This window comes from Nocardia puris (assembly GCF_003315035.1).
GTDB lineage: Bacteria > Actinomycetota > Actinomycetes > Mycobacteriales > Mycobacteriaceae > Nocardia > Nocardia puris.
This window is the reverse complement of sequence record NZ_QNRE01000005.1, coordinates 36590-50938: the sequence shown is the minus strand read 5'-3', so window position 1 is coordinate 50938 and position 14349 is coordinate 36590. Positions and strand designations below refer to the sequence as shown.

14 protein-coding genes are annotated in these 14349 nt (G+C 71.3%); 7 read left to right on the top strand and 7 right to left on the bottom strand.

Going from position 1 to position 14349, the window contains the following annotated elements:
* Positions 1-236 precede the first annotated feature (236 nt).
* Together DFR74_RS16020 and DFR74_RS16015 are read left to right on the top strand one after the other, a co-directional pair.
* Positions 237-965 (top strand): 2OG-Fe dioxygenase family protein, encoded by a 729-nt coding sequence (locus tag DFR74_RS16020; RefSeq protein ID WP_067505811.1) that lies wholly within the window; start codon positions 237-239, stop codon positions 963-965.
* The gene (locus tag DFR74_RS16015; protein ID WP_067505808.1) at positions 958-2190 is read left to right on the top strand and encodes a M20 family metallopeptidase; all 1233 of its coding nucleotides are present in this window, start codon (positions 958-960) and stop codon (positions 2188-2190) included. The genes DFR74_RS16020 and DFR74_RS16015 overlap by 8 nt, the downstream gene beginning before the upstream one ends.
* 13 nt (positions 2191-2203) lie before the next feature.
* Here the strand turns inward: DFR74_RS16015 and DFR74_RS16010 are convergent, their stop codons facing one another.
* Positions 2204-2914 carry a PP2C family protein-serine/threonine phosphatase gene (locus tag DFR74_RS16010; RefSeq protein ID WP_067505803.1) on the bottom strand — a complete coding sequence of 237 codons (711 nt, stop codon included), beginning with the start codon at positions 2912-2914 and terminating at the stop codon, positions 2204-2206.
* 105 nt (positions 2915-3019) lie between these two features.
* Here DFR74_RS16010 and DFR74_RS16005 point away from each other — a divergent pair, with 105 nt between their 5' ends.
* On the top strand, positions 3020-3841 hold the full coding sequence (locus DFR74_RS16005) for an acyl-CoA thioesterase (RefSeq protein WP_067505799.1): 822 nt from the start codon (positions 3020-3022) through the stop codon (positions 3839-3841).
* Positions 3842-3847: 6 nt separating this feature from the next.
* Here DFR74_RS16005 and DFR74_RS16000 read toward each other — a convergent pair whose 3' ends face one another.
* Positions 3848-6667 (bottom strand): tetratricopeptide repeat protein, encoded by a 2820-nt coding sequence (locus tag DFR74_RS16000; RefSeq protein ID WP_067505796.1) that lies wholly within the window; start codon positions 6665-6667, stop codon positions 3848-3850.
* A 226-nt stretch (positions 6668-6893) separates the two neighbouring features.
* On the opposite strand from DFR74_RS16000, the gene DFR74_RS36005 reads away from it, so the two are divergent.
* Entirely contained in the window at positions 6894-7256 is a 363-nt protein-coding gene (locus tag DFR74_RS36005; RefSeq protein ID WP_170160765.1) for a hypothetical protein, read from the top strand.
* A 78-nt stretch (positions 7257-7334) separates the two neighbouring features.
* Positions 7335-8231 carry an SDR family NAD(P)-dependent oxidoreductase gene (locus DFR74_RS15995; protein ID WP_084537420.1) on the top strand — a complete coding sequence of 299 codons (897 nt, stop codon included), beginning with the start codon at positions 7335-7337 and terminating at the stop codon, positions 8229-8231.
* 8 nt (positions 8232-8239) lie between these two features.
* On the opposite strand, the gene DFR74_RS15990 is transcribed toward DFR74_RS15995, so the two are convergent.
* The 4 genes from DFR74_RS15990 to uraD are packed head-to-tail and all read right to left on the bottom strand — an operon-like array spanning position 8240 to position 11329.
* Positions 8240-9598, bottom strand: a complete 1359-nt coding sequence (locus DFR74_RS15990) for an 8-oxoguanine deaminase (protein WP_067505783.1) — start codon at positions 9596-9598, stop codon at positions 8240-8242.
* Positions 9599-9612: 14 nt separating this feature from the next.
* The gene (gene pucL, locus DFR74_RS15985) at positions 9613-10509 is read right to left on the bottom strand and encodes a factor-independent urate hydroxylase (RefSeq protein ID WP_067505779.1); all 897 of its coding nucleotides are present in this window, start codon (positions 10507-10509) and stop codon (positions 9613-9615) included.
* 2 nt (positions 10510-10511) lie between these two features.
* Positions 10512-10829, bottom strand: coding sequence for a hydroxyisourate hydrolase (gene uraH / locus DFR74_RS15980; protein ID WP_067505775.1), 318 nt, complete (start codon positions 10827-10829; stop codon positions 10512-10514).
* On the bottom strand, positions 10826-11329 hold the full coding sequence (gene uraD / locus DFR74_RS15975) for a 2-oxo-4-hydroxy-4-carboxy-5-ureidoimidazoline decarboxylase (protein ID WP_067505771.1): 504 nt from the start codon (positions 11327-11329) through the stop codon (positions 10826-10828). The genes uraH and uraD overlap by 4 nt, the downstream gene beginning before the upstream one ends.
* Positions 11330-11456: 127 nt before the next feature.
* On the opposite strand from uraD, the gene DFR74_RS15970 reads away from it, so the two are divergent.
* Both DFR74_RS15970 and DFR74_RS15965 read left to right on the top strand, forming a co-directional pair.
* Positions 11457-12053 carry a nucleotidyltransferase family protein gene (locus DFR74_RS15970; RefSeq protein ID WP_067506380.1) on the top strand — a complete coding sequence of 199 codons (597 nt, stop codon included), beginning with the start codon at positions 11457-11459 and terminating at the stop codon, positions 12051-12053.
* A gap of 15 nt (positions 12054-12068) precedes the next feature.
* Positions 12069-13124 carry an XdhC family protein gene (locus DFR74_RS15965; protein ID WP_084537418.1) on the top strand — a complete coding sequence of 352 codons (1056 nt, stop codon included), beginning with the start codon at positions 12069-12071 and terminating at the stop codon, positions 13122-13124.
* A gap of 82 nt (positions 13125-13206) precedes the next feature.
* Here the strand turns inward: DFR74_RS15965 and DFR74_RS15960 are convergent, their stop codons facing one another.
* Positions 13207-14301, bottom strand: coding sequence for an ABC transporter substrate-binding protein (locus DFR74_RS15960; protein WP_067505766.1), 1095 nt, complete (start codon positions 14299-14301; stop codon positions 13207-13209).
* Positions 14302-14349: the final 48 nt, after the last annotated feature.

Genomic DNA, 14349 nt, shown 5'->3' with positions numbered 1-14349 from the left:
CTCCACAACACCTGCGGCCACAGTAAGGGCGCGGAGTTGCCGAAATGTTGCACGGCGACGCTCCACATTGCGGGCGGGTTACCGGGCCCCGCTCGCGGGCATCCGGGCGGCGCGGCGCGCTTTCCACTAGTCTCGTGGCCGCGGCGCCCGTTCGCCACACCCGGCGGTGGGCGCGCTCGCGTGCCTGAGTACTGACCCACACCGTCGGAAGGGTTCCGGCCATCAACGACAACAGGGTGCCCGAGATCAGCGCCGATCTCCGGTCCGCGCCATCGGCGGGCGCACCGTTCTGGCGGCTCGCGGCCGCCGACTTCGGCCTCACCGGCCGCGACCGCGACGTGCTGCGCCGCACGTTCCACGATGCCACCGAGCCCGACCGGTGGCTGCCGAACGGCGCCACCTACCGGCGGCGGGCGTACCAACTCTTCGATCTCAGCGTCGCCGACCTGGTGCTGCGGCCGGTGCCCGAACCGCCGCCGTACGTGCAGTCGAAGGCGGTCAACACTCTCGTCGGCGGCGTCGAGCGCCGTTTCCGGGTGATCGCTCCCGACCACCCCGCCACGGCGCCCGCCGGACGGATCGCGGCCACGGTGGCGCGCGGGCTCACCGCCGCGGGCGTGCTGTCGGCCCGCGAGGTGCCGCACTGCCTGGTGGACGCGCACTACATGAGCATCAGCGCGCCGGGCAGCCCGGCGCCGGAGGGCAAGCACCGCGACGGGCTGATCGCCGGGTCGGCGCACCTCATCGAACGGCGGAACATCAAGCGGGGCACCGGTATATCGGCCATCTACGACGGCGCGGAGCCCGATCGGGTGCTGTCGCGGTTCGAGCTGCGCGAACCGCTGGACTCCTACGTCTTCGACGACGAGCGCGTCCTGCACCACACCACCGATATCGACGCGAGCGAGCCCGGGGAACCCGCCTACCGCAACGTCCTGCTGATCGGGTTCCGCCGACATGAATGACGCGACAGCGCGGGTCATCTCGGCCCGCGCCGACCTCATGCCCGACGACGAACTGATCGCGCTGGCCGCCGCGCTGACCGCCGTCCCGTCCTTCACCGGCGAGGAGACCGCGCTCGCCGAAGTCGTGCGTGACATCCTGCGCCGCAACGACATTCCCGCATGGTTGGACGAGGTGACGCCAGGCCGTCACCAGACCATCGGGCTGCTCGGCCCCGAAACCGGCACGCCCGCATTGCTGTTCAACGGCCACCTGGACATGGACCCGCTCGGGCGCAACCACCCGGCCGACCCGTTCGTCGCGCGTCTCGACGGCGACCAGCTCTACGGTGCGGGCCTGCACAACATGAAGAGCGGCCTGGCAGCCATCCTCGGCGCGGCGATCATGGTGCGCCGCAGTGGTTTACCGCTACGGCGTGGTCTCCTGCTGGAGTTCGTGGTCGGCGAGCTGCAGGGCGGCGTCGGCACCCGGCACGCGCTGGCCGCCGGGCTCGCGGCCGAGGCGGCGGTGGTGCCGGAGCCGTATTCGGTGCGACGGGTGATCACCCGCACCGCCGGTGTGCACAAGTTCGCGCTGGTGGCGCGGGGCCGCACCGCGCACACCAGCAGGCATCACGAGGGCGTCGACGCCATCGCCGTGCTCCGCGCCGTTCTGGACCGGCTCGACACCGCCGACCTCGGGCTGCGCAACCCCGACTTCCCGCCGCTGCCGCGCCTCCAGATCGCCAGTCTGCTCGCCGGCCGGGGGGAGGGTCACGATGTCGCCGGCGTCTCGTACTGCGCTGACAAGGCCACCGCCCTCATCGACCTGCGCTATCCCCCGCCGTTCGAACCCGCCGACGTCACCGCCGCCCTCGACGCCTTCCTCACCGGCCTGCGCCCCGCCTTCCCGGACGCCGACCTCGCCCTCGAGCACCCCGTCGACCCGGCCCACCGCGTCGGCGGCACCGACATGCCGCCCATGGACGTCCCGCCCGACTCCCCGCTGGTCCACGACATCGCCGCCCTGCTCCCCCGCGTCTCGGACTTCACGGTCTCCGAAACCGGCCTCGCCCTCCCCTACTCCTTCTGCGGCAACGACACCACCCACCTCACCCGCGCCGGCATCGAATCCTGCCTCTTCGGCCCCCGCGGCGACGGCCCCGACACCGAACACCACGTCCTGTTCTCGGAAATGCGCGCGTGCGCGGACACTCTCGCGGCGCTGGCAGTCCAGCGGTGCGGGTGAGGCGGCCGCTCGCTCAAACACTCTCGGCGACAACCACGATCGCGGTCGCGTTGTCGCTCCCGCCCGCCGCCGACGCCGCGGCGATCAATCGGTCCACCGCTCGCTGGGGATCACCCACCTCGCCCAGGACCTCACGCAACACTCCGTACGGAACCTGGTCGGTGACGCCGTCGGTGCACAGCAGGTACACGTCGCCGGGGCGCACGGACAGGTTCAGCACGTCGGGTTCCGGCGCGTCCGGGTGGCCGATGTAGCGGGTGAGCTGGTAGCGGGCTCGGGCGGCCTGTTCGGAGTCGAACGGGAACCAGCCGTGCACCGCCCCGAGCCACGCCATCGTGTGGTCCACGGTGAGCAGCTCCAGCAGCTCGCCGCGCAGCCGGTACACGCGGGAGTCGCCGATCTGGACGAGCCAGTACCCGCCGCCCGCCTCGACCATCGCGGCCAGCGTGCACCCGGCCAGTTCGCGCAGCCGCGCGCCGATCTCCCCGACTCGCGCCTGTGCCGCCGCCACGGCAGCGCGCGCGGCATCCGGGGCGGAACCCGTTGGCGCACCGGCGATTCCGGCCACTAACAGATCGACGGCGGTCTGCCCCGCTGCCGCACTCCCCGCACCGGCGCCCATGCCGTCGGCCACCACCGCGACCAGCGGATCGGCGCCCAGATGCACCACGTCGAAGTTCGCGGGGTACCGCCGCCCTATGTCGCTGCCCGCCGCCGCTCGCATCCCCACCACCAGCGCATTCTGGCACAGGGCCGACCGCGCCCACGGGGGCGATACTCAACTCGTTGTATAGTCCGATTCGACCTACCGCAGCGCGCAAGGAGCCGCATGCCACCCACGATCGCCCCACCGCATCCGTTCGACACCGCGACCGCGCTCACCGCGCGCGAGCCGGGTGTGCTGCTGGGCCGCACCACCGCGGCCTACGCCAACATGGTCGGCCCGTTCGGCGGCATCACCGCCGCGACGCTGTTGCGCGCCGTGCTGGATCACCCGGAGCGCATCGGCGATCCGGTCGCGCTCACGGTGAACTACGCCGCGCCGATCGCCGACGGCGAGTTCGAGGTGCGCGCGCGGCCCGCGCGGACCAACCGCAGCACCCAGCACTGGACGCTGAAACTGGGCCGCGACGGCGAGGTGAGCACCACCGCCACCGCCGTCTTCGGCGTGCGCAAGCCCGGCTGGTCCGACGCCGAACGCACGGCTCCCGACGTGCCACCCGCCGAATCCCTTCCGGTGCAGCAGTTCCCGGAGGCCATCGCCTGGATCCACAACTACGAGATGCGATTCGCCGAGGGCGGCCCCGAGGGCATGGCCACCGGCGAGCCCGCGAATTCCCGCACCGCCGTCTGGGTGCGCGACGTGCCGCACCGCCCGCTCGACTTCCCGGCACTGGCCTCGCTCGCCGATATCTTTCTGCCCCGCATCATGATGCGCCTCGGCCGGATGGTGCCGGCCGGCACCGTCTCGCTCACCGTGCACTTCCACGCCGACGCCGAGATCCTCGCCGCGCAGGGCGACCGCCCGGTACTGGGCGTGGCACGCGCCTCGCACTTCGGCGGCGGCTACTTCGACCAGTCCGCCGAACTGTGGGGCGCCGACGGCACCCTGCTGGCCACCAGCCACCAGATGGTCTACTTCAAGGCCTGACCGCGGTCACGGCTGCCCGCGCAGGTGGTCGACGCGCTGCATCCCGATGCTCTCGTAGAGGTCGAGCGCCCGGGTACGCAGGGCCTCGGCCTCGCGCGGGGCGCCGTTGCGGGCGGCGAGGTGGGCCAGCGCCCGGTAGGCGTCGGCCTGGCCGAGCGGGTCGCCGATGCGGTGGGCGATGTCCATCGACTCGGTGTAGAAGCGGCGGGCGCGATCGTATTCGTCGAAGTGGCGTTCGACGTGGCCGAGCCCGCGCAATGCGTCCACCTGGCCGAGCGGGTCGGCGATCTCCACGGCGATGTCGTAGGCCTGCTGGAACATGGCCCGCGCCTCGTCGTAGTCGCCGTCCTTGCGCGCGATATTGCCCAGGCCCCAGCGCGTCCAGCCCTCCCCGTAGCGGTCGTGGATGCGACAGGCGATGCGCAGCGCGTCCTCGAAGTTGCGGCGCGCGAGCCGCTGATCGCCGACCAGGCGTTCGATGTGGCCGAGCCCGCGCAGCGCGTCGCCTTCGAGCTTGCGGTGGTTCATCTTTCGCGCGTTGCTCAACGCCTCCTGGTACAGCTCGGAGGCCGTCTCGTGATCGCCGAGGCGGCGCACCACCTCGGCCAGACCCCACTGCGCGGTCGCGACCCGCACCGCGTCGCCGATCTCGGTGGCGATGGCCAGCGCCCGCTCCGAATGCCGTGACGCCGCACCGTAATCCGACGCCGCGCGGAACACGTGCGCGAGCCCGTGCAGGGCGTCGCACTCGGCGGGCCGGTTCCCGATCCTGCGCGAAAGTTCCAGCGCCTCACCGAAGTACCGTTGCGCGACGCCGTGATCCCCGGTGCTGCGGGCGGTCTGACCCAGCTCGCACAGCACCGCCGCCCGCGTGTGCTCGTCACCGAGCTCGGCCGCGATCGCCAGCGCCCGTTCGAATCCCGCACCGGCCTCGGCGTGATGGCCGAACAGCCGGTCGACGCGCCCCTGCCCCACCAGGGCCCACGATTCCGCGCCCCGATCGCCCACCTCACCCGCGATCCGCAAGGCGCGCGCGAACAGTCGCCGCGCCGAGGACCAGTAGCCCGTGGCGGTGAGATGGGAGGCCACGCGGCGCGCGAGTTCCGCCGCCGCGGCGGTGGGTTCGGCCGCGTGCACGCAGCTCTGCAACATCTCGCGCTCCTGCGTGAGCCAGGCGCGCGCCCGCTCGGCCGCGACGCTGTGACTCGAAAGATGTTCCCCGCCCGAGGGATCGAACACCTGGTGGGTGCTGGCCCGCCGCGCGATCTCCAGGCCCGCCTGCACCAACCGGTCCAGCACCACCGCGTCCCAGCCGGGCGGGTCCTCACGCTCGGCGTGCATGCGCGCGCACAGCCGGGTGAGGTCGTGCATGCGGTAGCGCTGCCCGTCGGCGCCGCCCGAGGACCGGTCCAGGAATCCGGACTCGAACAGCTTGCGCACCAACGCGTTCGCCTCGGCGGGCGCCACATCGGCCATCGCGGCCATGGTGTCGGCGGTGATCTCCGGTCCGGGGAACCAGCCCAGCAGCCGCACCGCGCGCTGATGCGTCGGATCGCGCAGCCGCTGATACGACACCTCGAACGCCGCGCGCAGCGACTCGTCCTCGGCGGTGAAGCGGTCCAGCAGGTGCGCCGCGCCCGACTCACCCGCCACGTGCACCGCCGACGCGCGCTTGATCCGCTCGGTGAGCGCGACGATCTCGGCGGCGGTGTCGGCCAGCATCTCCTCGCCGTGGTGGGCGATCTGGCCGCCGATCAGGCGGATCGCCAGCGGCAGCCGACCCGCCGTCTGGAGGATCTGGCGTACCGCCTGGCGGTCGTAGCCCGGCCCCAGCCCGGCCAGTTTGACCAGCAGTTCCTCGGCCTCGTCCCAGCCCATCACGTCCAGCCGCAGCGGCGCCGCGTAGGCGAGCCCGGTGAGTTTGCCGCGGCTGGTGACGAGCACGAAACAGCCCGGCGCCTGCGGCAGCAGGTCCTTGACCTGGGCGCTGTCGAGCACGTTGTCGAACACCACGAGCATGCGGCGATCGCTCATCGCCGTGCGCCACTGGTTGGCGCGCCCGGCCAGGTCGGCTTCGATGCTCTCGCGCGGCACGCCGATCTGGAGCAGCAGTTGTTCGAGCACGTCGGCGGGTTCGCGCGGTTCCCGGCCCAGCGTGTAGCCGTGCAGGTCGAACCAGATCGTGCCGTCGGGATAGTGCTTCTCGAACGCCGACACCGCGTAGCGCGCCAGGGCGGTCTTCCCGATGCCGGTGAGCCCGACGATGACGTGCACCGACACCGCTCCCCCGCGCACATGTTCCCGGACCCGTTGGCGAAGAAGGTCTTTCGCGTTCTCCCGGCCGGTGAAGTGCGGAACCTCGGCGGGCAGGTCACCGCCGGTGGGCACCGGCTGGCGCGCGACGGCGCGGCGGGCGACGGCGTCGTGGTACTCCTCGAGGTCCGCCTCCGGCATGTGGGCCAGATCGGCCACGTCGACGAGCTGGTCCCACGTCGTGCCGTACACGGCGGCAAGGACTTTCAGTACGCGCAGAGTGGGGCGAGCGCCGGATTGCGTTCCGAGCGGCCAGGATTCGTATTCGGAGATCCGGCTCGCCTTCATCGCGGCGCGGGCGCTGTCGGTGAGTTCGTTGAACCGCCGCGCCACCGTGTTCTGGGTGAAACCGTTGGCGTGGCGCCAGGCCGCTCTGGGGCGGTATCCTCGCTGCCTGAGCTCGCCCGCGAGCGGTTCCAGCAGTTGATGTTCGGTGAGCCCCAGGCCGAGCAACACCTGTCGCAGGCGTCGCCGCTCGTCCGCGCTCACGCCGCCCTCGCCGCGCCGGTTCATCGGTTCCTCCCTCCCGACCGCACTCCTCGCGAGTATGCGCCGCGCCGGGACGATCCCCGGCCCGGTTGTGAACTTTCTGCCGGTATTCTCAGCGTTTCCCCAGGTCACGAAGTCACCGGCAACCGGAAAAATCCGTCCACACCTTGGGATCGCCCACGCCCGCTCCCCCGTGACACCGTAGTAGACACGCACACGACGCTCGCGGCGACTGAAAGGGGTTCGCGCGATGGCGATTACAGCAACGGAGTGGCTTATCACGAGTGATGTTGCCCTGGAGGCGGCTTTCCGGATCGACCTGCCCGAGCCGCACAGCGGCCGGTGGGTGCTGTCGTACCTCCCGACGGCGTACCGGCTCACCCGGGCCCAGGCCCTGGCCGGCATCGTCCTGGCCGAGATGATCCTGCTCGAACAGATCCGGCCCAGTGGCGAATTCGACCGCCACATCGCGGCCCTGCACGCCGCCGAACTCGGGCTCACCGTCCAGGACGTGCTGTGCCTGCTGGCCCTGCGCGCCCCGCGCGACGGCGACCCCGCCGCACCGGACCCCGCCACCACCGCCGTCGAGGGGTCGGCGGTGGTGGCGGCCTGAGCGCCGAACCCCGCCGGCGCGATGTGACCTGCGTTACGCTGGCGGGGTATTCCGTTCGACGGCTGCCGGAGGGGTGGCGTGGCGACGATTGTGATGACCGGTGCGTCCTCCGGTTTCGGCGCCGTGGCGGCCGAACGGATGGTCGCCCAAGGCGCTCGGCTGATCTCGGGGGCGCGTGGGCCGGCGGAGGTGGGCGCCTCGATTCCGGTGGATCTGGCGGACCTCGGATCGGTGCGTGAATTCGCGGCGGCCGTGCGCGACCGGCTCGACGGTGCGGCTCTCGACGGGCTCGTGCTCAACGCCGGGCTGATCAGGCCCGATGTGGACGGGCGCAGCGCCGACGGCTTCGAGACGACCTTCGCCGTCAATCACCTCGCCCACTACCTGCTGGCGCGCCTGCTGCTGCCCGAGCTGGCCGACGGCGCGACGGTGGTGCTCACCACCAGCGGCACCCACGACCCGGCCACCGGCGCGGGCCTGGCGCCACCCCGGCACGCCGACGCGCGCCTGCTCGCCCACCCCGACCGCGATCCCGCCCTGGACGAGCGGCCGCGCAAGGCCGGGGAGCGCGCGTACACGGCGTCCAAACTGTGCGCGGTGCTGACGGCGCGGTCGCTGTCCCCGCTCGCGCCGCGTGCCACCGTGCTCGCCTACGACCCCGGGCAGGTGTTCGGCACCGGCTTGGCCCGCGACCTCGCCCTGCCGCTGCGCACCGCATGGACGATCCTGGGCGTCCCGGTCTTCGGCCGCGCCCTGCGCACCTTCAGCCCGACCCTCAACAGCCGCACCGCCGCCGGAAAAACCTTGGCCGACTTGGCACTCGGGAACAGCCCGCCGCCGCCGTCAGGGTCGCGCTACGCCGCCCTGCGCCGCGACCGGCTCACGTGGGGTGAGCCGTCGAACCTGGCGCGTGACGAGGCAGTGGGACGCGCGCTGTGGAGTGACAGCGCCGAGTTGGTCGGCTGGCGCGACTGAAGCATCGCTCACCCCGCCTTGGCGACGAGTTGTGCTTGGGCGCGCGCTACCTCCCGACCCACGGTTTCCTCATCCACCGTGCGGACTTCGTTGTCGCGCACGATTTCCCGCCCGTTGACGATCAGCGCCGCGAGCGGGGGCGGGTCGCCGAGAATGAGGGCGGTCACCGGGTCGTCGATGCCCTGGTGGGTGGGGGTGTCCAGGCGCCACAGCGCGAGGTCGGCGAGTTTGCCCGGTTCTATCGAGCCGATCTCGTTGTCGCGGCCCAGGATTCGCGCGCCGCCGATGGTCGCCAGTTCCAGCGCGGTGCGCACGGTCATGGCGCCGGGGCCGCCGGTGGCGCGGGCGTAGAGCAGGGCCGTGCGGGGTTCGGCGAGCAGGGCGCCGGATTCGTTGCTGGCCGCGCCGTCCACACCCAACCCCACCGGGACACCCGCGTCGAGCAGATCCGCCGTGCGGGCGATCCCGGCCCCGAGCCGTCCGTTCGAGGTGGGGCAGTGCGCGACGCCGGTGCCGGAGCGGGCCAGGGTGGCGATGGCCCGGTCGTCGAAGTGGATGCCGTGCGCGTACCAGACATCGGGGCCGATCCAGCCCAGTCGCTCCATGTACTCGGCGGGCGTGCAACCGTGCGTGGCGAGGCAATAGTCCTGCTCGTCCAGGGTTTCCGCGAGATGGGTGTGCAGCCGCACGCCCTGCTCGCGCGCGAGCGCGGCGGATTCGCGCAGCAGCTCGGGGGTCACGGAGAACGGTGAGCAGGGCGCGAGGGCGACGCGCACCATGGCGCCGAACGTCGGGTCGTGCCAGCGGGCGATGGCCTCGGCGCTCGCCGTGAGGATCGCCTCCGGCGATTCGACCACCGAATCCGGTGGCAGCCCACCGGAACTCGCGCCCAGGTCCATGCTGCCGCGACAGGGGTGGAACCGCAGCCCCACCTCGGTGGCGGCTTCGATCTCCGCGCCGATCAGGTCGCCGCCTTCGCGCGGGAAGACGTAGTGGTGGTCGGTGGTCGTGGTGCAGCCGGTGCGTGCGAGCGTGGCGAGCGCGCCCGTGGCCGCGATCCGCACGGCGTCCTCGTCGATGCCCGCCCACACGGGATAGAGCTCGCGCAACCACTCGAACAGCGTGCTGTCGGCCGCCAGACCTCGCGTGATCCACTGGTACAGGTGGTGGTGGGTGTTGACCAGTCCCGGCGTGAGCAGGCAGCCCCGCCCGTCGATCCACGTGGCGAGCATCGCGGGCGGATCACCCTCTCCCACCTCGGCGATCCGATTGCCCTGCACCACAACGTATCCGCGCCGATACTCGGTGCCGATCGCATCCACGGTCGCGATCGCGCAGTTCTCGATCACCAGACTGGCCTCGTCCATCACGTCGCCTCCTCTCAGGGCTCCCACGCCAGGCCGGCGTCGGGAGCGTCGGCACGGGCGAGGGTGGCGTGGATCAGCCCGTACGGCCGGTCGGCCGCGTAGTACACCTCGCCGTGGTTCTCCAGACCGAAACGCCCCAGGTCGTAGTCGAAGTGGTGCTTGTTGGGCGCGGTGAGGCGGATCTCCGCCAGCACCGGGAAGCGCTCCAGCACCGCGGTCCCCACGTCGAACAACGTCTGCTGCAACGCTTTCGAGTACCGGGTGGCGAACACCTCGGTCAGCGCCGCGAGCACACCCTCGTACACCGCGTCCCACGCCACGTCCTCGGTCTCGGCGAAGCGCCAGCGGGCGTCGAGGGCGGTGGCGAGCATGCGGTCGTCCGTCGGTTCCAGGACGGTGAACTCGTCGGTGAGGAAGCCCGCGAACTCGGACTCGGTGGACTTCAGCAGCACCAGATCCTTGACGCCCCCGATCACCCAGGCCCGGCCCGGCTCGGCGACCGTCACCTCGGCCGTGCGCACCTCGGGGCCCCGGCGCTTCCAAGTGAAGTCGTGCTCGCGCCCGTCGATCGAAACCCGTTGCCACGCATACTCTTCGATCTCTATGCGGGCGCTGGTCACCGGGGCGATATCGGCCACGAAGTGCCCGGCGAGCGCGAGCCCGTAGTCCTCGAGGGTGTCCAGCCCAGGGTGTTTCGCGTAGGCGTAGGCGGTCTGCTTCTGCGTATCGGTCGGCAGCACCGCCGACTGGTCGCCCTCGGTGTAGGCGGCGGCGAAATCGCCGCGCAGCACCGTGGACACGTTCACGTCCCGGATCTCGTGCCGTTCTCCGCCGCGACGGATCCGCACGATCCGATTCTCGGCCTTGCCGTATCTGTTGTCGGACAACGTGATAGGACCCGTCAGCGGCATGGTCAGCTCCCTCGATAGGTGGAGAACGCGAACGGCGAGAGCAGCAGCGGCACGTGGTAGTGCCGCTCCCCGCCGACGGTGAACGAGATCGCGACCTCGGGGTAGAACGTCTCCACCCGCTGCCGCGCGAAATAGTCCCCCGACTCGAACGCGATCCGGTACACGCCGGGCGCGAGTTCACCGCCCAGCGCCGCAATCCGCCCCTCGCAGTCGGTGACTCCGGATCCCACCGTCTCGGTGCCCGAGAACAAGGTCACGGCCACCCCGACCGCGGGGGCGCCCACCACCGCGTCCAGGATGTGCGTACTCAAGGTGCTCACGACGCACCACCGAGCATGCGCGCCAACCGGATTCGGTTGATCTTCGCCAATTCCGTTCGCATGACCTGCCTTTCGGTCGCCGGATCGTTGCCGAGCCGGGCTCGGAGCACCTCCAGCAGTTCGGGTCCGGACCGCCCCGACGCGCACACCAGGTAGAGGTGGCCGAACCGTTCTTCGTATTCGCGGTTGCCCGCGGCCAGTGCGGCGCGCACCTCGTCACCGGAGTCGGCCACACCGGCCTGCTCGCGCGCCGAGGCGGCGTTGTCCGGTGTGTCTCCGATCCGGGGGTGCCCGGCGAGGGCGGCGTCGATCTCGGATTCCGGGAGTTCGGCCAGCACCGCGTCGGCGGCCGCGAACAGCCGGTCGACGCTGCCATAGGGGCGGCCCGCCAGCACGCCGCGCGCCCACGCGGGCGAGGAGCAACACGCGAGCAGCGCGGCGGTGGCCGCGTCCTGCGCCAGCGCGTCGAAGTCACCGATGCCCACGTCGTCGTCCGTCATCGGTCCAGCATCGAATACGACCCGGCCGCGCGCCACCGGAGCGCGACAGATCACGCCCGGTGTGTCGGGCAGCGCGCACCGCCGCGCAGTAACCGTTCGGCAATATCGCAGGTCTACCGTGGTTTCCGTGCCCGAGTCCACCCCGCCGCCCGACGGCCCCTGCGCGGGCCTCGTGCTGACCGCCGGCGCCGGGACCCGCTACGGCATGCCCAAGACGCTGGCCGAGGGCGGCGCCTGGCTGCGCGCCGCGATCGCCGCCCTGCGCGAGGGCGGCTGTGCCCCGGTGATCGTGGTGCTCGGCGCCACCGGACCCGACCCGGCGGCCGCCGGGGTCCCGGATGACGTGACAACCGTCTGGGCGGCGGACTGGGCCACGGGCCTGTCCGCCTCGCTGCGCGCGGGCCTCGCCGCGGCCGCGCGCACCCCCGCGCGCTACGTCGCGATCATGCCGGTGGACACACCCGACGTCGGGGCGGTGTGCGTCGCGCGCGTTCTCGCCGCCGCGCGCGCGGCCGAGAGCGGGCTCGCCCGCGCTGTGTTCTTCACCACACCAGGCCATCCCGTTGTGATCAACCACAAGCACTGGACCTCGATATTCACCAGTGCGGCAGGAGATTCCGGGGCGCGTACCTATTTGCACAGCCGAGCGGATATGGTGTTCGTCACGTGCGACGATGTGGCGACGGGAATGGATCATGACGTCCCGGCCTCGACCGCACTGTGATCGGAGCAAGAACTGATGCGCGATATCGTCGACGACCTGTTGCGGGTGTGGCATTCCGGCCGGACCGGTGGTTTGGCCACCATCGTGCGGACCGTGGGATCCGGCGGGGTACCGGTGGGCTCGGCGATCCTGGTGGACGCCAACGGCGCCGTCTACGGCGCGGGGATCGGCGGCTCGGTCGAAGCGGCCGTGTACGAGGCCGCCAAGTCCGCCGCCAGGACGGGTGCGCGCACGTTGCATCGCGTCCCGGTGCCGCCCGGTGAGCCCGGCTTCGAGTCCGGCGGCATGGTCGACGTGTTCGCCGAGCCGTTCTCTCATCACGACTTCCCCGAATTCCCCACCGTGGCAAAGGAAATCGCCGCCAACCGGCGCGTGACGGTCTTCACCGTGGTGTGGAATCCCGACCCCGACCTGATCGGCCAGCACCTGATCACCGACAAGCGGCACAACACCGAACTGGTGGCGCTGCCCGAGTCGGACCTGTTCGTCGCCTCGTTCGCGCCCGCGCCGCGGCTGCTCATCTTCGGCGCCAACGCCCAGGCCGCCGCCCTCACCGTGCAGGCGCGCCTGCTCGGCTACCGGGTCACCATCTGCGACTCGCGCGCCGAGTTCGCCAACCCCGACGCGTTCCCCGGCGCCGAGGTGGTGGTCGACTGGCCGCACCGCTACCTCAACACCCTGTCCGCGGCGGGCGAGATCGACGCCACCACCGGCATCGTGGTGCTCGCCCACGACCCGAAGTTCGAGATCCCGCTGCTCACGGTGGCGCTGCGGCTGCCCGAGCTCGGCTACCTCGGAGCATCCGGTTCGTTCTCCGCGCACGCGCGCCGCATCGACGACCTGCGCGCCGGCGGTTTCGACGAGACCACGCTGGCGCGGCTGCACTCACCCGCCGGTCTGGACGTGGGCGCGCGCACCGCGAACGAGACCGCCGTCGCCATCGCCGCCGAGCTGATCGCGGCGCGCTCGGGGCGCACAGGACGGCCGGCGCAGCGGGGAAACCAGGGTGAGAGCGCCGAGGTCATCCACGCCGCCCAGGCGTTCGGCGCGCGGACCTCGGTCGCCCTGTGAGTGGGGCTCAGCCCACGAACACCCGGCCCTCGGACGCTCAGCTCCCGGACGCTCGGCGCCCGAACGCTCGGCGCCCGAACACTCAGCCCTTGAGTTCGGGGTTCTCGGCGTAGATCTCCTCGAGGATCGACAGGTCGAACAGCTGGTCGGCGGTGATCTCGATCCCCGCGGTGGCCAGCGCGGCGATGTTCTGCTCGATGAGCGCGTCGGTCATGGTGAACAGGCCGTTGGCCTGCGTGTCCGCCGAGACGACCAGGTCGTTCTGCGCGATCGCCTCCTGCGTCTGCTCCTCGAGGTCGAGGTTCAGATCCTTGCCGTACACCTCGACCGCCAGGCGCGCCGACTCCGCCGGGTCGGCCACCGCGTCGCGCCAGCCCTTGATCTCGGCGGTGAGGAAGGCCTTGAGCTTGTCACGCTCGTCGTCGATGGTCGATTGCAGCACCGTGAAGGTCTCGGCGACCAGCGGCAGCCCGTAGTCGGCGAACAGGAAGTGCGAGTTCTGGAACCCCTTGGCGGCCAAGGTGATCGGCTCGTTGGTGACGTAGCTGACCCAGCCGTCGACCTCGCCGTTGGCCAGCGGCGTCGGATCGAACTGCGCGGGCACGATGGTCACGTCGCCCGGGGTCATGCCGTTGGCGGTGAGCAACGTGTTGAAGACGAGCTGGTTGGTGTCCTGCACGCCGATGCGGCGCCCGCGCATGTCCTGCGGCGAAGTGATGGGCCGCGCCGCCGAACTCACGATCGCGAACGGATTCTTCTGGAACGTGGTGCCGACGATCTTGGCGGGCAGGCCTTCCAGAATGGCGGGCGCGGTGGTCTGGGGCGCGGACAGGCCGATCCACACCTTTCCGGTATCGAGACCGGCCTCCACCGACGTACTGGCCGCGCCACCGGCGATGAGATCGACCGCGCCGAATCCGGCGTCGCGGAAATAGCCGCGCGAATCGGCGAAGTACTCGCCCGCGAATTCGATGTTCTTGATCCAGGAGAGCTGCACGGCGACGGTGCCGTATTTCGACCCGTCCTGGGTCGTACCACCCGATGAGCTGCTGGAATCGGAGCCGCAGGCCGCGAGCAGACCGGCGCCGCCGAGCGCGGCGCCGGTCAGCGCGGAATAACGGAGAAAGGAGCGGCGGTTCAGGTTCGTCCCGAACGAAGAGCGATGCGCGGGTGTCATGAGGCCGAATCTAAGGGGATTCGGTTTCGTCCTCTTTACTGAAATGTT

What these genes read in the sequence shown, in the direction of transcription:
- DFR74_RS16015 (WP_067505808.1), top strand. Translation starts at nt 958, where the DNA reads ATGAATGACGCGACAGCGCGGGTCATCTCGGCCCGCGCCGACCTCATG.
- DFR74_RS16010 (WP_067505803.1), bottom strand. Translation starts at nt 2,914, where the DNA reads ATGCGAGCGGCGGCGGGCAGCGACATAGGGCGGCGGTACCCCGCGAAC.
- DFR74_RS16005 (WP_067505799.1), top strand. Translation starts at nt 3,020, where the DNA reads ATGCCACCCACGATCGCCCCACCGCATCCGTTCGACACCGCGACCGCG.
- DFR74_RS16000 (WP_067505796.1), bottom strand. Translation starts at nt 6,667, where the DNA reads ATGAACCGGCGCGGCGAGGGCGGCGTGAGCGCGGACGAGCGGCGACGC.
- DFR74_RS36005 (WP_170160765.1), top strand. Translation starts at nt 6,894, where the DNA reads ATGGCGATTACAGCAACGGAGTGGCTTATCACGAGTGATGTTGCCCTG.
- DFR74_RS15990 (WP_067505783.1), bottom strand. Translation starts at nt 9,598, where the DNA reads ATGGACGAGGCCAGTCTGGTGATCGAGAACTGCGCGATCGCGACCGTG.
- pucL (WP_067505779.1), bottom strand. Translation starts at nt 10,509, where the DNA reads ATGCCGCTGACGGGTCCTATCACGTTGTCCGACAACAGATACGGCAAG.
- uraD (WP_067505771.1), bottom strand. Translation starts at nt 11,329, where the DNA reads ATGACGGACGACGACGTGGGCATCGGTGACTTCGACGCGCTGGCGCAG.
- DFR74_RS15965 (WP_084537418.1), top strand. Translation starts at nt 12,069, where the DNA reads ATGCGCGATATCGTCGACGACCTGTTGCGGGTGTGGCATTCCGGCCGG.
- DFR74_RS15960 (WP_067505766.1), bottom strand. Translation starts at nt 14,301, where the DNA reads ATGACACCCGCGCATCGCTCTTCGTTCGGGACGAACCTGAACCGCCGC.